Genomic DNA, 20,856 nt, shown 5'->3' with positions numbered 1-20,856 from the left:
AATCGACCGTTTTCAAATAAAAAAGAAGTTTCGTACAACTAAGCTGGAAGTGTCTTTTACACAATAATAAAACGAGCCAGCGTGCCATTTCTTAATAACAAGAAATGCCCTACACCGACTTACATCGGCATGACTAACTGACATAGAAATGGCTGACACCGGTTAACAGTGTCAGCCGTTAAACAACTTCATGCTTGCAACTGCGCAGTGCCGAACAGACTGACGCTCAGCAACGTTTCGGCCTGGGTGTGCAAGCGAACTTGCGCAATGCCACCCGGCATCACCACTGCAACCTCACCACTCTCCACCCAGCCCGCCCGCCAAGCGGCACAAGCCACCGCACTGGCGCTGGTTCCGGAAGACGCGGTGGGCCCCTCCCCCCGTTCGAACACGCGCGCGATGATTCGATTGCCGGGCTGGCGCGCCGCCCATTGCAAGTTGACCCCTGCCGGACAGGGCCGACCACCACCCGCCGGGGGAGCAAACGCAATGGTCTTCAAGGGCTCGTACAGTGCGGGTTGCTGCATCTGAGTGTTGTCCGGCAATGCCGACACCTGCTCGACCAGTGTCACGCAATGGGGGTTGCCCACCCGCACAAATTGGCTGGCCGCCCACTGAGGGTTGATCGCCGCCAACTCGCTCACATGACTCAGTTCAGTTTCATCCACCTCCATCTGCGCCCCCACCACCTCGGGCCCGAAACCAGGTACCCCCAACTCAAGCCAGAACCCCGCAACCTGTTCACGGATTGCCGGTTCAACCCATGTCGACACGGGTGATACCGCGTCCGATTTGTCGTGGTGCACCCTCAACTCACAGGCCCCGCTTAGCAGGCCCTGGTCAGTGAGTGCCTGGGCAAAAATCGTCAGGCCATTGCCACTGCGCTCGGCCAAGGAACCGTCGGTGTTGACAATCATCAAGTCAAAGGGCGGCTCGGCCTGAAACGGCCCGACCAGCAAGCCATCGCAGCGATGAGACTTGGCACTGGCTGGACGCGGCAGCGAGCCCCAACTACATTCGGAGGCGATGGCCGCCGACGTCCAGTTGCTGCGCGTACGCGCAGCCAGCTCAGCGCTCTCGGGTACAGCAATGCCCGCGTCTCTCAACGAGGCCGGGCTGACCACGCCATACATATTGCCGCGGGCGTCGTAGAACAGGGTCATGGGGGTCGTCCACCTGTGCATGCGCTGAAGAAGGGGCAGATTGTGTGGGATCTCGACGCTGCACACCATCCTGCAAGCACTACACGTTCAATCCCCTGAACGGACGTTTTCATCAGGCCGAAGTCCGCGCGCCGTCGCCATGGTCTTTTGCGACAGTGTGCGCCGAGGAGGTTGAAGTCAGCGTCGATAGGCAAACGCCTGCCTGATAGGGTTTCGGAGGCGGCCTGGAAGGTGGTAATCCGCCGCGAGGGCCCAGGGGTTCAAAAGCCCCCACGGGGATTACGCACCTTCCAGACCGCCTCGTACACACTCGATACCGTTTGTGTGGCGACGAACCCTCCTGACGTTCCGGGTTTGTAAAAATAAAATTCACGACCACGACTTCCCCCAGGGAACCCGGCTCGCGCACCACGACCTGATGTGCAAGGATGTCACGCCGGACATCGTTCGTAGAACGCAAAACCAAGGATTTTTCATGACTGCCATTCCCACCTCAGCGCCCGTGGTTCCCGGGCGGTTAGAGCAAATGTCGACCCGTATCGCTTTCTTCATTGCTGGCTTCGGCATCGCAGCCTGGGCGCCGCTGGTGCCCTATGCCAAGGCCCGTGCCGATCTGAGCGAAGGCACCCTGGGCCTGCTGCTGTTGTGCCTGGGCGTCGGTTCGATCATCGCCATGCCCGCCGCCGGTGCGTTGGCGTCGCGCTTTGGCTGCCGACGCGTGCTGAGTGCCGGAACGATCATGATCTGCCTGGCGTTGCCAACGCTGGCGACGGTCAGTTCGATTCCGCTATTGATGGCGGGGTTGTTCCTGTTTGGCGCTGGCCTCGGCACCGTGGATTCTACGGTCAACCTGCAGGCGGTGATCGTCGAGCGAGCCAGCGGCAAGACCATGATGTCGGGCTTTCACGGGCTGTTCAGCCTGGGCGGGATTGTCGGTGCAGCGGGCATTTCGGGGCTGCTGGGGCTGGGACTGTCGCCATTGCAGGCGACGCTGGTGGTGATTGTGATCACGCTGGCGGCGCTGCTCAAGGCTGCACCGCATTTGCTGCCTTACGGCAGTGAGAGTTCCGGTCCGGCGTTTGCCGTGCCCCACGGCGTGGTGCTGTTCATCGGTTGCCTGTGCTTTGTCGTGTTCCTGGCCGAAGGTGCGGTGCTCGACTGGAGTGCGGTGTTCCTCAGTGCCGAGCGCGGCCTGGACGAAGCCTATGCTGGCCTGGGTTACGCAGCCTTTGCCTTGACCATGACGGCCGGGCGCTTGACCGGTGATGCCATCGTGCGCCGGCTGGGGGCTACCCGGGTGATCGTGGCCGGTGGCGCACTGGCTGCGGCCGGTACATTCCTCGCCACATTGTCCCCGGCCTGGGAAGTGGCGTTGTTGGGTTATGCGCTTGTAGGCGCCGGGTGCTCCAATATCGTCCCGGTACTCTATACCGCTGTGGGCAAACAGAACGTCATGCCAGAGCACATTGCCGTGCCGGCCATTACCACCTTGGGCTATGCGGGGATTTTGGCAGGGCCTGCCGTGATCGGGTTCATCGCCCATGGCAGCAGCCTGGCCACTGCCTTTCTGTTAATTGGAGGGTTGCTTGCGGCGGTGGCGGTCAGTGGAAAAATCCTGCGCGTCTGAACACAGGGCGGCATCGCCGGCTTGATGCTTTCAAGCCGCTGATGCGCGCCTGCCTACGTTATTTCCCCTTCTCTTCCTTGTCGTTCTCCAGCCAGCGGTCAATGCTGTAGTTCTTCAACCAGCCATCATCGTTATGACTGCCAAAGAGGTTGTAGCCATTGGCTTTATAACTGTCCAGAGAGGCCATCAAACCCGGCCGCTCCATCAGGTTCTTGGCCAGGTATACCTGTTGTTCGCTGTACATTTTCAACGGAAACCCGGTGCGCACATCCCGTAAAGGCTCGCCGTTCTTATCCGTCTGGTTCGGATCCTTACTGATCTCGATGAGTGTGTCTTTTTTGACGTACCGATGTTTTTCGAAAAAGAATGAGCGGTCTTCCGACTTATCCCGCAAGTCATCAAACATGCCTCTGAATGCCTGGACGACCTGAGCGTCGGTTTTCGCATGGAACGGATCCGCGCTTTGCGTGTTGGGGTTCGTATTGCCGATCTCTGAGTCACCAGCCCTGGTCAAACTGTCATGCGTGATTTCACCGCCCTTCGCAATTATCGCTTCGTTCAGTCGGGGTCGGTTGAGTATCTCTCGCGCCAACATGATGGTGCGTTCCGAGACTTTGCTGCTGCTGGGTTCCTCTTTGGCGATCTCCTGTAAAGAACCCTGGGTCAGCCGGCCATCTTTCTTGAAAGCGTCCAGCAATGACAGGTTGTTCTTCAAGTCGGTCGCCAGCAGATGGTCGTCGGAACTGACGAAGGGGTTGCCAACTTTCGTCATGCCTCCGTACAGATTCTGGCCGTCGAAGTGCCGGTCGGCGCCGTTCGCGAAACGGGTGTTGATTGGCTGCGCGGCCGGCAGCGGCTTACCCAATGCGCGGGCATCGACCTCATAGCGAGACTGACCACTCCCCGTTGGCCCTGGTGCGTTGGACCCAGCCGTTTGCGTATAGCTCGGATTATTGACACGACCAATCATGATTCACCTCCACCCTAATCTAGATTCCGTAGCCTGGGCCTTGATTGCCTGATCCTCGAAAGGGCCTCGAAATCAAGATGGCACAAGCAGCGATTGAGTGGCCCGCAGGAAACAACGGTTCCGAAGAAGCTCGTCCAAAACGCTGGATAGACCCTGGGGAATCTTAAGCGCTTGTAACCAGCTCACCTGCCGCGCATCCATGCGTTGGAAAATCCTGCCGTGTAAAACGGCATTACTCAGCGGCGGGACAACTTGTTCCAAAGACTCGCTAACAGGGAAGTCACAGCGCTGGGCGCCGACTCCTCCGTGAACACCCGAGAACCTTTGTCAAAGTCTTCGGCGGTGGGCGCCTTGAAGCTGAACCTCGGCGAGGATGTGAGGTTGAGACCCTGCGGCTCTCGTGGATTTTTTGCCTCCTGTGTCAGTGCCGCCAAATTCGAGGGGTTGTACTGGGAGTGACGGGGTTCAAATGATGTCGAGTTCATGGTCCAGACCTAATCCGGTAGATGAAGGCCCCCAGCGGCACTCAATGGCCGCTGGATATTTTCTTTGTGGTAGATCTTCGCAATCAGTTCCATGTGATTGGGGTGCAGGGTTACGTCAAGCGCTTGCCGCCCCCTGCCGCCTAGCGCACGGCAGGGAGCCCCAGGTCTAACCCAGCAATGTGTACAATTCCTGGCGAGAAATCCTGCCATCGCGCTGCCAGCTGTAAATATTATCCATCGCTGATCTCAGATCAGAACGTGCCATGACCTCCCGCGAAAGCTGGATGAGATGGTCGTTGTAGGGATTGCCGGACAACGGTTGCGTTGCACGTGCATTGAGCTCCCTGAGCTTAATCGTGCTGCTGAAGTACCCGCCCTTCAGCGCATTGAAATTATTCAGCATGTCTTGAACGATTTGCTTGTCGTCACTCAGTTTCAACGGATTGTCCGAACGAACAAAACTGGTGATATCGTCCCTGGACAAGCGGCCATCCAACGCACCGGTGCTGCCGTTGCGATCGAGCGATTGCAGCAACCCGGGACGCCGCAGCACCTCGTTCGCCAATCGAATATTCGGGTCCTTGTAAGGGTTGCCAGTCAACGGCTGCTTGGCCACTTTCTGCAGACTTTGTTCCGTGACATAACGTGAAGGCCAGCGCCCTTTGAACGCGCCATAATTATTCAAAAGGCCTTGTGCCAATTGCTCGTTACTTTGTTTCGAGTAATAGGGGTCTGGCAACGAGGGGTTCGGACGTGGTGGCGGGCCGGGATTCGGGCGTAAGTTTTCCGGCAGTGGACGCGGCGGCGGGCCACCGAATACCGGGCCGGCGTGATTGGACTGCGCAGTGAAATTGACGCCTACCGTAAGCTGGACACTTGATGCGGCAGCAGATCGCTCGGCACCGGGCTTAGCATCTCCGAGGGAGGCGTTATCGAGGGAAGGAGCGACGCTCTGATTGTATGCTGATACCGACATTCCAGTTCTCCAGTTCGGTGTATTCAGGTGCCTGACTTTGAGTCGTCAAGGAAGCCAGCAAAGGCAGGCATCTTCTGTGTGGCAGAACAGTAGGAACCGGTTCCTGAGACCGCTGAAAGTTTCCAGAATCGAAGTAGGAAGAGCATCTGATCGAGTGAGAGACAAGACGGTCTGTCGGCAGGCAGCGCCGCTCGACCTGAGCAGGAAGAGCGGCAATGTGTCGATCAGAACCCGACGCTGGCCTGTACGAAGAACGTGCGGGGCTCCCCCAGGTACAGCCCGGAGTTGTTGTCGCTGGAGCGGGTGTAGTGCTGCTGGTCGAAGACGTTTTTCACGCCCACGCCCAGTTTCAAGTTGGACAACTGCTCGCCAAAGTCGTAACCGCTGCGCACGTTGACTGAGACATAGCCTGGGATATCACCGTACTGACCGTCAGCCGTGCCTTGAGTGATGTAGGTACTGGTCGTGCCGGGGGCGCGCTGGCCGGACTGGGCGTACACATCCAGGTTGTGGGTCCAGCGGTTGACGTCATAGCGCAGGCCCAGTGTGGCGACCTCACGGGAGTACAGCGGCAGGTCGCGCCCCTTGAACGGTACGTCGCCTTCCGAGGTGGCCTTGGTGTAGGTGAAGCCGGCATTGGCGGTCAGGCCGTCCAGGCGTGGGTCCAGGTTCGACAAGTCGTAATGGGCCGACGCTTCGATGCCGGTGTGCTTGGTCGCGCCGAGGTTGGTCCAGCCCACGTCGTTGCTGACGTATTGCAGCTCATCCGAGAAGTCGATGTAGAAGAACGTCAGCTCACCGCCCCACACATTGTCGTTATAGCGCGTCCCCACTTCGTAGGTCTTGGCCTTTTCCGGGTTCAGACCATTGGCCGTCTGGTCGCCGGTGCCGCCCTGACCCAGTTGGAAGTATTGCAGGCTGCCAAACGAGGTCTCGTAGTTGGCGAAGAGTTTCCAGGCGTCGGATACGTGGTACATCACGCTCAAGGCCGGCAGCGGTTCGTTGTTGTGGACTTCGCGGCGTTTTTCCTGGGTACGGGTGCCATTCAATGCAACCACCGGGCGATCGTGCCATTCGGTACGGATGTCCTCGAAGCGGATGCCCGGCGTGATGGTCCACTTGCCGATATCAACCTTGTTGTCGATATAGAACGCGTTGGCCTCGGTGCCCCCCGTACGGTCCTGATACACGTGACCGTCGCTCTGCCCACCCGGCGTCGGCACATTGTTGACCAGGTTCAGGCTGGTGGCCTGCTCATGCATGCCTTCCTTGAGGTAGCGATAGCCCACACTGACTTCCTGGGTACTCGGGCCCACATCGAACACATGGGACACCCGCGGCTCGATGCCAAAGGTGTAGTAGGTGCGCGGGTAAGAGCCAATCGTCCTGAGGTCGCGGTTGGCGATGTTACTGCCGCGGAAACTGTCGGAATAGTAAGTCAGCACTTCGGCCTGGGTACGGTCATCGATCTGGCGGATGTACTTGAAGGACACGTCCTTGCGGCGCCCGCTGAAGTTGTCCCAATCACGCACCGATTGGTACGGGTTGGCATCGAATTGCTTCTGGGTCAGGCCGCCGGGCATATCGGCGCTGGCGTCGTAGTAGTGGAAGTTCAGCGAGAAGTCGTCTTGATCGGTCGGTGCCCAGTGCGTCTTGAAGATGACGTCGTCGATGTCGTTGGCGTTATTGCTGTTGCGGTAACCGTTGCCATTGACCCCGGAGTACAGCAAAGCGGCGCCTATACCGTTGTCGGCGGTACCGCCGATAAAGGCGTTGTCCACGTGCTTCCAGCCGCCGTGGGCAGAGGTTTGCAGGGTGGTGCCGACTTCGCCGGAGAATTTCTCGGGGATGGCACGGGTCACGAAGTTGATCACGCCACCGACGTTTTGTGGCCCATAACGCACGGAGCCAGCACCGCGCACCACGTCGATGCTGTCCAGGTTGCCGGCGGAAATCGGTGCCATCGACAGTTGTGGTTGGCCGTAGGGTGCGAACGCAGCCGGCACACCGTCGATCAGCACGGTGGAGCGTGGCGACAGCCGTGACGTCAAGCCACGTACGCCGACGTTGAGGGAAATATCGCTGCCGCCGGTGCCATTCGATTCCTGCACCTGTACACCTGGCACACGGCGCAGCACGTCGCCGACGTTCATTGCGCCCTGCTCCACCATGGTTTCGCGGCGGATCACGGTACGGGCGCCAGCATGGTTCTGCACCACTTCAGCGTTGGCATCGCCGAGCCAGTCGCCGACCACCTTGATATCAGTGGCACCCAGCTCCAGGGGCGAGCCGGCTTCACCGGTGCCGCTGTTCAGCGGGCGCAGGGTCACGGAACCGGCGTCGATCTGGTAGTCCAGGCCGCTGCCTTGCAGCAATTGGCGCAGGGCTTGTTCAGGGGAAAGGTTGCCGTCTACGGCCGGCGCCTGCTTGCCCGCGACCAGATCGGGGCTGAAGAACACTTGCAGGGAAGTTTGCTGGCCCAGTTGGCTCAGCGCCGCGCCCAGGGGCTGGGCCTGGATATGAATGGCGTCGGCGGCGTAGGCCGCAGGGAGCGTGGCACTGACTGCGAGCGCCAGGACGAGCGGCGCCCAGCGGGAAGTTTTATTGTTGTGGATGGCGAGTTTTTTCACGTCGAACCTAATCCTGTGATCGCAAGAGTATGCGGCTGTTAATGCAAACCAGTTGCAGTTGCAGGAGAAGACGAAGAACTCGAAAAAAACCTGAATGTCAGCGTGAAATAATTTCCTGGCTGCCGTCCGGCAAGGTCCGCAAGGCCACCGGCAGGATGTGCGGCAAGGCCTTGAGCAAGGCGTCAGTGTCGTTGGCCTTGAACACGCTGGTCAGGCGCAGGTTACCCACCGCAGGTGTACTGACCCGCAACGGACGCTCGCGGTAGCGCGAAACCTCGCGTGCCACTTCGCCCAGCAAAGCGTTGTTGAAGACCAGCTTGCCCGTGCGCCAGGCGGTCAATTCTTCAGTGTTCACCGTGTAGGCCGCTGCCACCGATCCTTTGTTGTCGACGTGGGTGCCCAGGCCAGCCGTCAGCGTCACCAGGTTGTCCGGTGAATCACCCTGTACCTTCACGGTTCCGGCCTCGACCATCACGCGAGTCTGGCCTTCATCACGGCGCACATCAAAGCGCGTGCCGGTCACCGTCACCTGCCCTGCCCCGGCAGCCACGACAAAGGGTCGGCTGGTGTCATGCTCGACGCTGAACAGGGCTTCGCCCTGCTTGAGTTCCACGCCACGCCGGCCTTTTTCATACTGCACCGCGACCACGGTGCGGCTGTTGAGGTCCATCACCGAGCCATCGGGCAACGCCACCTGGCGATGTTCACCCACACCTGTACTGAACTCGGCGCTGTAGGGTTTCGGATGATCGAGCCCACTGAACAGACCCAAGCCCAGGGCCACCGCGATCACACCGGCGGCCACCGCATAACGCAACACGGCACGCCGCTTGGGCCGCTCCACCGGGGCTTCGCACAACGCCTGCAAGCGCGCTTTAGGCAGCAAGCCGGTGGCACTCCAAAGGCCTTGCAGCACATCAAATTCATATTGGTGATCGGGATGCTCATTACGCCATGCGTCGAAGCGCTGGCGTTCGGCAATGCTCAACTCGGCGTCCTGCAGGCGCACAAACCATTGCGCGGCTTCGTCTCGGGCACGGTTGTCCATCGTGGAAGATCCTTGGGTCATGGCGCCATCGCGTCCAGGCGGTCGCGCAGATGCCGCAGGGTGCGGATCATATACTTTTCCACCATGTTTTTAGACAGGCCCAGGCGTTCGGCGATTTCCTGCTGGGTCAGGCCCTCGATTTTCTGCCAGATGAAAATCTTGCGGCAGTTGAGCGGTAACTCAGACAAGGCCCGCTCGATAGAGTCCGCCAACTGGATCGCGTGCATGAAATGCTCCGGGTCGCCACTGTTGGGCGAACGCTGATCAAAGGCTTCCAGCGTGATAGCTTCGCGACGGTCTTCACGTCGATAGGCATCCACTGCGATGTTGCGCGCGGTTTGATGCAGATAAGCGCGCGGTTGCTCAACCTCGCTGGATTTTGACTCCAGCACCCGCACAAAGGTGTCATGGGCCAGGTCTTCGGCCTGTTGACGGTTTCTCAGGCGGCGCGTCCAGGTTCCGATCAACTCTTCGTAATGTTCGAAAAAGCCTGTTCTGCGGGGCGGCTGAGGGATCATCGCGGGTGCACTGGGGAGGCGGGGCGTGAATAGTAATGCTTCCTATTAAGCGGAGCAATTGCTACCCGTCATATCACCTCGAAACTAGTGTGTGCTGCCCACCTGCCTCAGACGACTGAGTTTTTCACGGCTGCCGCACACGCTCATCTGACACCATTTGCGCTGCTTGTTCTTGGAGATGTCGAGGAACACCCAATCGCAATCAGTGGCGCTGCAACTGCGCAATGCGTGCAGTTCACCGGACACCAGTAACTGCGTGGCCTCGATGGCCAGGCGCCCGAGCACCATGGTCGTCAGCTCCTGCGTCGTGGTGCAGGGCTTCCACGCCCAGGCAGGTTTGCCATCGACAGAACACAGCACCCGCCAGGCAACGCCTTGCTGGAAGGCCCGGTTGATATGCTGCAACGCGTCATCGGGCGCGGCCCCTTGTAACGACAACGGATAGAACGCCGCGTACAGGCATTCCCTGAACGCGATGATCGCATCCAGGTCCGGCTGGTAGGCCATCGAAGACTCGAACACCATCGGCTTGTAGTCGTCAAACTCTCGGGCCGAGATCAACGACGCGTGCACTGCCCACTCGAAGAAGAACTGGAGACTGGTGAGCCGTTCTTCCATGACCTTGAGCGAAGTGCCAGGACGACGGCCGTTGGTGGTATTGATAAAATCCAACACCCGGGCCCCACCAATCAAACGGATCGATTTTGCAGTGCCCGTAAAATGTGTCATGCCTACTCCTGAAAAAACGCGTTCTCCCTGCGATGGCGCAGATTACCTTGTTTTTTCAGCATGCAGACAGTGTCATCCTCGCGCAAAGACAGACGGCTAGGTGCAACCGTCGTTATGCGCCACCCAATCAAGAATCGTCGCGACCGACTGTTCCACTGAAAGCGCCTGGGTATCCAAATGCACTTCCGGAAACACCGGTACATCGTAGCGGGAGTCGATACCCGTGAAGTTTTTGATCAACCCGGCGCGGGCTTTTTTATACAGACCCTTGGGATCACGTTTTTTCGCGGTTTCCAACGGCGCATCCACATGCACTTCGACGAAAAACTCGTTGCCGATGATCGAACGCGCAAAGTGCCGGCTGGCCGACGAAGGTGAAATCAGCGCCACGATCACGATCAACCCCGCCTCCAGCATCAACCGCGCCACTTCGGCGACGCGACGGATGTTCTCGTCGCGGTCGCTGTCGGTAAACCCCAGGTCCCGGCACAGCCCGCCGCGTACCGAATCGCCGTCGATAATGGCAGTGATTCGCCCCTGCTCCTGCAGCGCGATATCCAACGCATCAGCAATGGTCGACTTCCCGGACGCGGAGAGGCCGGTCATCCAGATGACCACGGGTTTGTGTTTCATGCTCGGATGCCCGGCGCGCCGGCGGCTGAACGCAAAGGCGTGCAGGTTCTGGTTTGAAGTGTCTGGAAAATAACTCATGACTGCTCGCCCTCCCCGACCGAAATGGGCCGTTTACCCAACAGGAACACCATCACGCATTGCACGAACAGCAACAGCGCCACCACCCAGTAGACCGTCGAAAACGACCCGGTCAAATCCTTGGAAAACCCGCCCAGGAAATTGCCACACACGCCACCCAGGCCGATCAACACGTTGGCAATACCGAAGGCCTGGGTCAGACGGCTGACCGGGACGATTTGCCCGATATAACTGGGGACCAGCCCGAAGATGGGATAGAACGCCAGCGCAAACAGAAACGCCGCCAGATAGAACAACGGCAGGCTGTTGAAACTGAACACCAGGCTGGCGGCCAGCCCCGCGCTCAGGAAACACATTGCCAGCGACGCGCGCACGCCCACCTTGTCGGCGATCCAGCCCACCAGAAAACCCGACGCCATGCCTACGGCACCAAGGGTGGTCCAGATAAACCCGGCGTCCCGTACCGACACACCCAATTCATCGCGCAGGAACGGCGCCAGGTAAGTCTGGAACGGCAGCAACGCCATGCCATTGAGAAAGGCAATGGCCCAGGTCAGGTACAACGAGCGACCGAGCCAGGGTTGCTGACGGTCAAAGGCGGTGGTGTCCTCGCCGGAAAACCCGGCGTCCTGGCCCGCAGCCAGGTTGCGCAACAGAAACCACGCCACCCCACACAGGGCCACCGAGATCAGCCCGGCGGTGAGCCAGATCGAGCGCCAGCCACCATTGAGTGTCAGAAACGACACCAGCAAACCGTTGATGAATACGCCGTAGCTGGTGCCGCTGGAAATCAGCCCCATGACCCGCGAGCGATTGCCCGGGCTGAACCCCTTGGTAACGATCTCCGCCAACGGGATATACACCGAAGCGGAACAGCCACCGAGCAAGATCAACAGCGCCCCCGACAACCAGATGCTGTTACTGACGCTTAACCCCAGCAGCGCCAGGGACGTCATCACCGTAGACACCAGGCTGATTTTCCATCCCTCGAAAAACCGGCTGATATAGCTGGTAACCGATGAAAACAGCAGGAAACCAATCTGCGCGCCGCCGGTGATCAGGCCCACGGTGGTGTAGTCGAAACCGATGTCGCGGCGCATGTCCACCACCAGGTTGGCGAACAGGTAAACGCCAAAACCATAAGTGCTGGCCACGAACCCGGTGAGGACCACCGCCAGCACGACGCTGTCCAAGGGGCGCGCATTGCTCTGTACGAGTGTGCTCATCAAGCCCTCCTTATTCGGCGCGCGCAGTGTGGATGACGAAATCACAATCCATCATGTCGTAGTCCAGTTCGAAATCACCGTAACTCTCATGGTGGGTGAACCCGGACTTGAGCACCTCCCCCTTCAATTCGCCCGGCAACAGGGGATAGACCTGCAGCCGGTACAGTTCCGCGTTATCAAAGGAATAGATGAACTCACACAGGTGCTCATCGACCTGTCCCAGGCTGACCGACGCGTTCTTACCGCAGTAATAGTAATTTCCGCTGGCCTTGTAGTTGCCGGCACGGATGGCGAAGAAATTGCGCTGATCCACAATCAGCAAACCACCCGGTTTGAGCAAAGCCCTGAACCTCGCCAACACCCGCAACCGATCGTGGGCGGCGAAGACATGGCACAGCGAACTGCCCAGGCACACCACGGCGTCGAACTGGCCCAGTTCCTGGGGATCCAGTGAGTGCCAGTCGCGATAATGGGACTGAATGTCCAAGCCATGTTTGCGAAAGTTCGCCCGCGCCTTGGTCAACATGGTGCTGCTGCCATCCGTGGCAACCACCTCAAAGCCCGCCTGCTTGAGTTGGACGGCATGGAAACCGCTGCCCGTCGACACGTCGATCACCGAGCGCACACCGTGGCTGCGCAGCAGGTTTTCGAAGAACCCGCCCTCCCCGGCCTTGCGTTTTTCCCAATCGATCAGCTCATCCCAACGCTCGACGAAATCCGCCGAATATTGCCTGGCATAGCTGGGTACATCGTTGTGCTTGCGCCCCGATATCTGATTCATCACACACCTACCAGGTTGAATTTTTGAAGGCCAGGTATTTACTCGCCAGCTCATGGGCAAACTCGGCGGACTGCTCGATGGACATGGTGTTCCTGGAGTACCCCAGCATCGATTGCATGACGGCCATGCAGTGCGGGTTGTAAGTGACCGAACCATCACAGTGGATTTCGTCGATGCCGTCCTGGCTCTGGCAGATGCTATTGATGCGCACCGCCTCATCCTGTGGACAAGCCTCGGAGAACTGCACCTGGATCCGCCCTTCGTGCAGCCACACTGGATAGCCGCCCGGAAGCCCGAGAGGACCCGGCGCATGCACCAGGACCGGCACGGACGAGAACAGCCCTTCGATGACCGTGACCGCAGAGCACGCGGTGAGGAATTGCCCATCCACCCCGCCCAGGCGACGGAACTCGGACTTCACCGTTGAGAAAATCGCCTCGGCCGGCAGGCGCGCCACCTCTGGCCGATTGCGCACGTCATACAGCAGGCGGTAGCTGGCACGCGGTGGCAAACCACCGCGCGGCACGTAGTGGCTGAAGTAGTGCTGGGCATACAGCTGCACTTGCACATCAGCGGGTGCACATTCAAGCAAGCGTGCGATGGAAAGGCGCACGGCCGGAACCAGATTGGCCACATTACCGACGCCAATGTCCGGCGCCAGGCCGATGCGCGCCAGGATCGGGTTGACCGCATCGGGGAACGCCGCATTCACGGTTTTGGTAGCGATGCCGGAGGCTTTCACCGCCTGCATCAAGCAATGCATCAACGTCAGGTGCATGGGCAGCCAGGGACCGAACTGGGCCTGGTCGAGCTTCTCGAACGACAGCTTGGGCAACCCGGTGATGACCCGCCATGACTGCAACGACGCGCAGTTCACCAGCATATCCGGGGCTTCTTCACGTAACAGCCGCGTGACCTTGCCGATGTCCGTCAGGTCGGCAATCACCGGTTTGATGTCGATAAACTGGCCCAGTTGCGCACAGGACAACGCCACCAGGTTGCACAGCCGGATCGTGGCCTCCTCATTGCGGCCCAACACCACAAACTCGAACGCGTTTTTCGGCCCCAGAATCTTCAGGATCTGCAGGCACAGGTTGCCAGCGCCCACCAGCAACAGTTTCCTCTTACGTACCGGAAGGCTCATCGTGGGTAGGCTCCATTGTCGACCGGAATCACTCTGCCAGTGATATGGCGCATCGCATCGCCCACCAGCAGCAAGATGACCTCGGCCACGCCACTGGGCAGGATCGGCTCCTTGAGCACTTCCTGGCGGGCGTACTCGGCGCGTCGGTATTCGGGGATGGTGCCGTAGATGGCGGTTTCATGGATCAGTGCCGGAGAGACCGCGTTCACCCGTACGAACGGCGCAAAGTTCCAGGCATTGGCCTTGGTCAGGCCGATCACCGCCGCCTTGGTGGCGCCGTAGAGCGCATCGCAGCTGCCCACTTCACCGGCCACCGAAGCGATGTTGACGATGCTGCGCGGGGCTTCATGCTGCATTTCCCGTTCGGCGAAGTCCTTGGAGAGGTAAACCAGTGCCTTGAGGTTGACGGTGAGGATCTCGTCTATCTGCTCATCGGAGTAGGCATAGACACTTTTGCCGTGATAAATACCGGCGTTATTGACCAGGCCGTCAATACTTGCATGCCGCTCATAAAGCGTTGGGATAAACCCCTTGATAACAGCCATATCCGAGAAATCAGCACTGTGCGCCTCGAATACATCAGCACCATACAGACCTTGCAGCACGTTAAGGCCCTCGGCATCCTTGTCCGCACCGATTACGAAATAACCCTGCTGAATCGCCAATTCCACAGTGGCTCGGCCAATTCCGTTGGCCGCTCCAGTAACAATCAACTTTTTCATACAACAATCCCTATTGGCAAAATTCATTCATGCGCGCGTAAAACGTTCGATGGTATTCATACATCGCCTTTAACTTCGGATACTGTTCGACTGCTTCAATATCGACGCCCTGCTTATCTGGCGAAACAATCCGCTCACTGTTTTCCGCTTCGACATGCCAACTACGCCACGTCTTCCATTGTTGTGGGCACTCACGTTTCCACGTCATGGCGTGTGGCAGAAACTCTATATTCAGGTGATCACACAATTTGCGAATCACCCGCTCCGGTTCTGCGGCCAAATCATCGGCATTGATTACATAAGGCACTTTCCCCGTCAGTTTGGTGACGACACAAAATATGTCGTACAGCGCTTTATGCCCGATGGCCTGCAAGGGCATTTCGGGATGCACCCGATGATGGGAAATAATGCTGCTGGCGGGTTCGCGAATAAGAAAGATATTGTCCTGTTGCGCGAGAAAGCCAATATCAATTTTCAAGTCATCCAAACAGTGATAACACATGTCTTTATGAAAGACATTCGCACGCTCACGGGCATCAAGCAGATGTTCTTTAATGCCTTGGTAAGTCGTGGGCAAACTGTGATCCCACTCATCAGAGGGGATCGCCGAGTCCTCGGAAAATGCCATATGCGCAAAAGGCTCATGGAAGACCTCGAAATCGCCCCGCTCGATAAATACGCGCTCAAGCACCGTGGAGCGCGAACGTGGGTGCGCCCACAATCCGATCATCCTGTTCATGCAATCACCCCAAATTCGGCGGCGAGCAACGCGTTGAGTGCGCGTTTGAACGGTCTGGTCACTGGGCAGAGCCGAACGCAGTAATCCGCCAGGCGCCGATGCGCGCTGTTGGCTTCATTGCAGGCGTTGATAAAGGCTTCATGGTTACCGAAGTCGTACGGTTCAATGCTGTCGACAAAGTAGGCTTCGTAGAAATAGGGGATGCGAATCAGCTTCGCAAAGGTCGACGTGGGCGGTTTCTGGTGCTCCAGCGCGGGTACGACGGGTTTGCCATGGCTTTCGCGCTCGATCAGGAACTCCACCACCTCCGGTGTCAGCGTGTAGCAGGTCGCCGTCTGCCCGGTCTTCTCCAGATGCCAGCAATGCTTGTTGCCACGTTCGTCCACATCGACCTTTATGCTGGAAAGCAGGGTCTTGACCGGCACGCTCGAGGCCGCCACCAGCGCCTGGATCTGCTCGTAGATCAACAACTCAGCCCAGCGCAGTTCCTCGGCACTCAAGGCCAGACCACGCTCGGCAGCCTGCAGCGTGAACTCGGGCTGGCAGGCGAAACGCCCGATCATGAAGGTGATCACGTACTTGCAGCGCCCGGTGTCGATCCCGTTGCTGCGCGCAGTCGCCAAGCCGCGCTCGATGGCTTGGATACCGGCCTGGAACTGCGCAACCGTGAAGCAGAAGGTGATATTCACCGACCCACCCTGGGCCACCAGGTGTTCGACCGTGACCAGCCCTTCCAGACTGCCGGGCACCTTGACCATCACGTTCGGCGCCAGGCGCTGCAACTCCAACCCTCGGGTGGTCATCCGTTCGGTACAGCGCACGTCAACCGGGTCGACCTGGGCGGAAATCCAACCTTCGACCTGTGCCGATTGCACCCACCTTGGCATCAGCGTCGCGGCACCTTCAACAATGACCTCGTTGTACAACTGCTTGCGCAACTCACTGGGAGACAGGTTGGCCAAGTTGAAACGTGAGGACCAATACTCACGCTTATCGAGGATCACGGCCGTCACCAACCGGGGGTTGGTGGTCGCACTGCACAAGCCCCAAGGTTGGGAAAACTCATCCGGCATCAACGCTTCTATATAAACCGCGGCCGCCGGGTATTTTTCCAGCAGGTGTTGTTTGTACGGCAGGTACACGGCAGGCGACGAATCCCACCACACTTCTGAAGATTGATCGTTGCGTTTGAGCCGTTCCAGGTAACCAAGTGTGTTCACAACGCCGCCTCCCTGAGTTAATAAGTCAATTGAAAATGGTCAATACTTCACGCATGTCGGCAATCGGCAATGCTCCCGCCGCGGCCAATTGCGCATGCCGATGCGGTGGACCAAAGCCCAGCACTTTTATTTGGGCAGCAACGGCTGCCTGGATACCCGTCACACTGTCTTCAACTACCAGCGCATCACTCACATCAATACTGTAAGTGCGACAAGCCGTCATAAACACCAACGGATCGGGTTTCCAACGACCCAATTCATAACAGCTGAATATCCGCCCTTCGAAATAAGAAAACAGTCCAGCCAGGCGCAAACAGTGTTCTATCTTATTGCGTGGTGCACTCGAGGCGACGCAATAAGGCACTTCCAAACTTTCCAGCACTTCGACTATTCCTTCCGTCGCTGTCAACCCGAGTGTCAGCGCGTGCAGCGCTCGCTCGCGAAAGCGTTGTTCAAACACTTCGTCCACACTGATGTTCAATATCTGCTCGGCTTCGCGCAAACACTCAGCAATCTTCCGCCCACGAAAGTGTTCGGTGAAATGTGTCACATCAAGCATCGTGTCGCCCTGAACAAGAGCATTAAGCATGGAGATCAATACAGACAGGGTTATTTCTTCACTTTGGACGAGGACACCATCGCAATCGAAGATGACTAACTTAGGCACGCCAACTAACTTATGCACGCCAACTAAGGCCGCTGCTTTTACCTGAACGGGTAGTTCCCCTATATCGGCCGAATGGCACATGGATTTCTCTTATAGGTGGCCCCGCGATGACTTCCGAACTACCAACGGAGCGGGTTGATGTGTGCCTATAAGACACGCGGCGAAAAAGCCTGTCAAACGCTTTTGAGCGGTTTTTTAGTATCTTATGGTTATTTTTTATAGTTCTGTTATTCCATTTTTCACCATGGTTGTAGTCGCTAATTTCACACGGGTGAACTTCCTTTGCGCGCGATCAGTCAGCTACTTGAACTCACGAATTCAAGGTCGGTGAGCAATGCGTATTTCGTTGGAGCAACAAGTAGCGCTGGTGACCGGTGCCAGCTCCGGAATCGGTGCCGGCGCGGCCAAGGCACTGGCGCAAGCCGGAGCGGCCGTGGTGCTCAATTACAACAGCCAGGCCGCACCGGCCGAGGCCCTGGCAGAGCAGATCAACGCCGAGGGGGGCCGGGCGATTGCCATCGGCGCCAACGTCTCAAAAGAAGACGATGTGGAAAGTCTTTTTGCCCAGACCCTGGATGCCTTCGGTCACCTGGACATCCTGGTGGCCAACTCCGGGATGCAGAAGGACGCCAACCTGGTGGACATGAGCCTGGACGACTGGAACGCGGTGATCGGCGTCAACCTCACCGGCCAGTTCCTGTGTGCCCGCGCGGCGGTGCGCATCTTCAACCGCCAGGGCGTGCGCGAAGGCGTATCGCGGGCGGCGGGCAAAATCATCCACATGAGTTCGGTGCACCAACTGATCCCCTGGGCCGGGCATGTGAATTACGCAGCGTCCAAGGGCGGCGTGGAGATGCTGATGCGCACCCTCGCCCAGGAAGTCAGCGAACAGCGCATCCGCATCAACGGCATTGCGCCGGGGGCGATACGCACCGCGATCAATCGCGCGGCCACCGAAGGCGCAGCGCAGAAGGAACTGTTGAAGCTGATCCCCTACGGGCGAGTCGGCGACGTGGAAGACGTGGCCAACGCCGTGGTGTGGCTGGCCAGCGATGCGTCCGATTATGTGGTCGGCAGCACGCTCTTTATTGATGGCGGCATGAGCCTTTATCCGGAGTTCCGTGGCAATGGTTGATTTGAAGAACGAACAACAAAGCCCCATCGATGCCCACGGCATTATCGGCGATATGCGCAGTGCCGCACTGGTTAACGACAAAGGCAGCATCGACTTCTTCTGCTGGCCGGAATTCGACAGCCCGTCGATCTTCTGTTCGCTGCTGGACAGTCCCGACGCCGGCATTTTCCAACTCACCCCGGACCTGCCCAACGCCCGTCGCGAACAGATCTACCTGCCCGACACCAACGTGCTGCAAACGCGCTGGCTCAGCGACGAGGCCGTGGTGGAGATCACTGACTTGTTGGCCATCAGCGAGGACGTTGATGACCTGCCGCTGCTGATCCGCCGGGTGCGTGTGGTCAGTGGCAAGGCCGACATTCATCTGCGCTGTGCGGTACGCCACGACTACGCGCGAACGCCCACCCAAGCCACCCGTGACGATGGCACGGTGTGCTTCAGCGCCGAAGGCCAACCCGGTCTGCGATTGTCCGGCAGCTACCCGCTGCAGATCAAAGACGGTGCTGCCGTGGCCAGCTTTACCCTGGGCCAGGAAGAAGGCGCCGAGTTCGTCCTCGGTGGCCAGGAGGATGAACGGGTGGACAGCCGCTGCACCGACCTGGCGCTGGCCCACACCTTGACGTTCTGGCGCGGCTGGATCGCGCAATCGAACTACCGCGGGCGCTGGCGCGAAATGGTCAACCGCTCGGCCCTGGCCCTCAAGCTTTTGACCTCGCGCAAACACGGCGCAATCATCGCCGCCGCCACCTTTGGCCTGCCCGAGACGCCCGGCGGTGAGCGCAACTGGGACTACCGCTACACCTGGATCCGCGATGCATCATTCACCGTCTACGCCTTCATGCGCCTGGGCTTTGTCGAAGAAGCCAATGCCTATATGCGCTGGCTCAAAGGCCGGGTCAGCGACTGCTGCAACCAGCCGACCAAGATCAATATCCTGTACGGCATCGACGGCCGCCAGGAATTGCCGGAGGCCGAACTCGACCATTTCGCCGGCCACGGCGGTGCCAAACCCGTACGCATCGGCAACGAGGCGTTCGACCAGATCCAACTGGACATCTATGGCGAACTGATGGATGCCGTCTACCTGGTCAACAAGTACGGCGAGGCCATCTCCCATGAAGGCTGGAAACACACCGTGGAGGTGGCCGATCAGGTCTGTGAAATCTGGAACACCAAAGACGTGGGCATCTGGGAAATGCGTGGCGAGCAGCATCACTTCCTGCACTCACGACTGATGTGCTGGGTGGCGCTGGACCGCGCCATCCGCCTGGCCTCCAAGCGTTCGTTGCCGGCGCCGTTTGCACGCTGGGACCAGACTCGCCAAGCGATCTACGCCGACATCTGGAGCAACTTCTGGAACGAAGAACGCGGGCATTTCGTGCAGCATACCGGCACCACGGCGCTCGACGGTTCCATGCTATTGATGCCGTTGGTGAGGTTTGTCGCGGCGACCGATCCACGCTGGCTCTCGACCCTGGAAGCCATTCAGAAAAGCCTGGTGCGCGACGGCATGGTCTACCGCTACCGCAACGACGACAGCCAGATCGATGGCCTGCAAGGCACCGAAGGCGCGTTTGCGGCCTGCTCGTTCTGGTACGTCGAATGCCTGGCCCGCGCCGGGCAAGTGGAAAAGGCCCACCTGGAATTCGAACAACTGCTGCGTTACGCCAACCCCCTGGGCCTCTACGCCGAAGAGTTCGACAACCAGGCCCGGCACCTGGGCAATACACCCCAGGCCTTGAGCCACCTGGCGTTGATCAGTGCGGCATCGTTTCTGGACCGTAAGCTCAGCGGGCAGAAAACCACCTGGCAACCCTGAAGTGGCCTGTGCACAATGGGCAGGCCCTCGACCACGGACAGGAACGCCATGCGCCAGGTACTGCTGATCATCGACGTGCAACCTTCCTTCAACCCGCCCACGTGGCTGGTGGACGGCATCAACGCCCTGCTCGGGCGCATGCCGTCAGTCGCCACCGTGGAACGCCATGACGAAAGCATCACGCCCTTCGCCCGGCAGCTCGGCTGGCAACCGGCACCGAATGACCAGAGCCTGATTGCAGCCGACCGCATCTTTATCAAGCATGGTTACGCCCCGACACCCGAGACCGTTGCCTACCTGAAAAGCCTCGGGCCAGAGCGCGTACTGGTGTGCGGCATCCAGACCGACACCTGTGTGCTGGCGGCGGGGTTTGCGCTATTTGACGCGGGGTTGCAGCCGACCTTGATCAGCGATCTCACGATGGGTTCGTCGCTGGACCGGTCGGGGCAGTTGGGGGTGGACCTGTGGCGGCATCACTTCAAGCATGTGCTGCGCCGCGCCGACCTCGGCCTGGACACGTAACGCCCCAGCCTTCAGTCCCGCACC

Annotated in this window: 20 protein-coding genes; 4 read left to right on the top strand and 16 right to left on the bottom strand. The window is 59.0% G+C overall.

Translation table 11 applies throughout. The features are described 5' to 3' along the window. Positions 1–188: 188 nt before the first annotated feature. Positions 189–1,163 (bottom strand): diaminopimelate epimerase, encoded by a 975-nt coding sequence (locus tag PF1751_RS09795; RefSeq protein ID WP_044286949.1) that lies wholly within the window; start codon positions 1,161–1,163, stop codon positions 189–191. A gap of 475 nt (positions 1,164–1,638) precedes the next feature. Here PF1751_RS09795 and PF1751_RS09790 point away from each other — a divergent pair, with 475 nt between their 5' ends. Continuing rightward, positions 1,639–2,790, top strand: a complete 1,152-nt coding sequence (locus tag PF1751_RS09790) for an MFS transporter (RefSeq protein WP_044286948.1) — start codon at positions 1,639–1,641, stop codon at positions 2,788–2,790. 58 nt (positions 2,791–2,848) lie between these two features. On the opposite strand, the gene PF1751_RS09785 is transcribed toward PF1751_RS09790, so the two are convergent. The 15 genes from PF1751_RS09785 to PF1751_RS09720 all read right to left on the bottom strand — a co-directional run bounded on the left by PF1751_RS09785 (position 2,849) and on the right by PF1751_RS09720 (position 17,437). Beyond that, positions 2,849–3,760: a hypothetical protein gene (locus PF1751_RS09785; RefSeq protein ID WP_080662772.1), complete on the bottom strand. Its 912-nt coding sequence runs from the start codon at positions 3,758–3,760 to the stop codon at positions 2,849–2,851. Between the two features lie 494 nt (positions 3,761–4,254). Continuing rightward, positions 4,255–4,455 (bottom strand): zinc finger domain-containing protein, encoded by a 201-nt coding sequence (locus tag PF1751_RS29810; protein ID WP_420820064.1) that lies wholly within the window; start codon positions 4,453–4,455, stop codon positions 4,255–4,257. After that, positions 4,412–5,221 carry a hypothetical protein gene (locus PF1751_RS09780; RefSeq protein ID WP_137206149.1) on the bottom strand — a complete coding sequence of 270 codons (810 nt, stop codon included), beginning with the start codon at positions 5,219–5,221 and terminating at the stop codon, positions 4,412–4,414. The genes PF1751_RS29810 and PF1751_RS09780 overlap by 44 nt, the downstream gene beginning before the upstream one ends. A gap of 224 nt (positions 5,222–5,445) precedes the next feature. Continuing rightward, a complete protein-coding gene (locus PF1751_RS09775) occupies positions 5,446–7,851 on the bottom strand; it encodes a TonB-dependent siderophore receptor (RefSeq protein WP_042571002.1) in 2,406 nt (801 codons plus the stop codon). Between the two features lie 97 nt (positions 7,852–7,948). After that, entirely contained in the window at positions 7,949–8,899 is a 951-nt protein-coding gene (locus PF1751_RS09770; RefSeq protein WP_042571003.1) for a FecR family protein, read from the bottom strand. Between the two features lie 17 nt (positions 8,900–8,916). Then, complete coding sequence (locus PF1751_RS09765; protein ID WP_010211526.1) at positions 8,917–9,417, bottom strand: sigma-70 family RNA polymerase sigma factor; 501 nt, start codon at positions 9,415–9,417, stop codon at positions 8,917–8,919. An 84-nt stretch (positions 9,418–9,501) separates the two neighbouring features. Continuing rightward, complete coding sequence (locus PF1751_RS09760; RefSeq protein WP_010211527.1) at positions 9,502–10,146, bottom strand: CGNR zinc finger domain-containing protein; 645 nt, start codon at positions 10,144–10,146, stop codon at positions 9,502–9,504. Positions 10,147–10,242: 96 nt separating this feature from the next. After that, positions 10,243–10,857: an adenylyl-sulfate kinase gene (gene cysC / locus PF1751_RS09755; RefSeq protein ID WP_052806506.1), complete on the bottom strand. Its 615-nt coding sequence runs from the start codon at positions 10,855–10,857 to the stop codon at positions 10,243–10,245. Continuing rightward, the gene (locus tag PF1751_RS09750; protein WP_010211530.1) at positions 10,854–12,083 is read right to left on the bottom strand and encodes an MFS transporter; all 1,230 of its coding nucleotides are present in this window, start codon (positions 12,081–12,083) and stop codon (positions 10,854–10,856) included. The genes cysC and PF1751_RS09750 overlap by 4 nt, the downstream gene beginning before the upstream one ends. 10 nt (positions 12,084–12,093) lie before the next feature. Continuing rightward, positions 12,094–12,864, bottom strand: coding sequence for a class I SAM-dependent methyltransferase (locus PF1751_RS09745; protein ID WP_010211531.1), 771 nt, complete (start codon positions 12,862–12,864; stop codon positions 12,094–12,096). A 7-nt stretch (positions 12,865–12,871) separates the two neighbouring features. After that, on the bottom strand, positions 12,872–14,008 hold the full coding sequence (locus PF1751_RS09740) for a Rossmann-fold NAD(P)-binding domain-containing protein (RefSeq protein WP_021492059.1): 1,137 nt from the start codon (positions 14,006–14,008) through the stop codon (positions 12,872–12,874). Further along, positions 14,005–14,730, bottom strand: a complete 726-nt coding sequence (locus PF1751_RS09735) for an SDR family oxidoreductase (RefSeq protein WP_010211533.1) — start codon at positions 14,728–14,730, stop codon at positions 14,005–14,007. Before PF1751_RS09735 ends, PF1751_RS09740 begins: the two co-directional genes overlap by 4 nt. A gap of 10 nt (positions 14,731–14,740) precedes the next feature. Next, on the bottom strand, positions 14,741–15,469 hold the full coding sequence (locus PF1751_RS09730) for a sulfotransferase-like domain-containing protein (protein WP_042571005.1): 729 nt from the start codon (positions 15,467–15,469) through the stop codon (positions 14,741–14,743). Continuing rightward, a complete protein-coding gene (locus tag PF1751_RS09725; RefSeq protein ID WP_010211535.1) occupies positions 15,466–16,689 on the bottom strand; it encodes a transaldolase family protein in 1,224 nt (407 codons plus the stop codon). Before PF1751_RS09725 ends, PF1751_RS09730 begins: the two co-directional genes overlap by 4 nt. Positions 16,690–16,714: 25 nt before the next feature. Further along, positions 16,715–17,437 (bottom strand): HAD family hydrolase, encoded by a 723-nt coding sequence (locus tag PF1751_RS09720; protein WP_044286946.1) that lies wholly within the window; start codon positions 17,435–17,437, stop codon positions 16,715–16,717. 253 nt (positions 17,438–17,690) lie between these two features. Here PF1751_RS09720 and PF1751_RS09715 point away from each other — a divergent pair, with 253 nt between their 5' ends. The 3 genes from PF1751_RS09715 to PF1751_RS09705 are packed head-to-tail and all read left to right on the top strand — an operon-like array spanning position 17,691 to position 20,832. Further along, entirely contained in the window at positions 17,691–18,491 is an 801-nt protein-coding gene (locus PF1751_RS09715) for a glucose 1-dehydrogenase (RefSeq protein ID WP_010211537.1), read from the top strand. Next, positions 18,484–20,310 (top strand): glycoside hydrolase family 15 protein, encoded by a 1,827-nt coding sequence (locus PF1751_RS09710; protein WP_010211538.1) that lies wholly within the window; start codon positions 18,484–18,486, stop codon positions 20,308–20,310. The genes PF1751_RS09715 and PF1751_RS09710 overlap by 8 nt, the downstream gene beginning before the upstream one ends. Before the next feature lie 48 nt (positions 20,311–20,358). Further along, on the top strand, positions 20,359–20,832 hold the full coding sequence (locus tag PF1751_RS09705) for an isochorismatase family protein (RefSeq protein ID WP_021492061.1): 474 nt from the start codon (positions 20,359–20,361) through the stop codon (positions 20,830–20,832). The last annotated feature ends 24 nt before the right edge of the window (positions 20,833–20,856 follow it).

Source organism: Pseudomonas simiae, from assembly GCF_000934565.1.
Lineage (GTDB): Bacteria > Pseudomonadota > Gammaproteobacteria > Pseudomonadales > Pseudomonadaceae > Aquipseudomonas > Aquipseudomonas simiae.
Note: the sequence above shows the minus strand (reverse complement) of the source record. Positions and strands in the feature narration are given on the sequence as shown.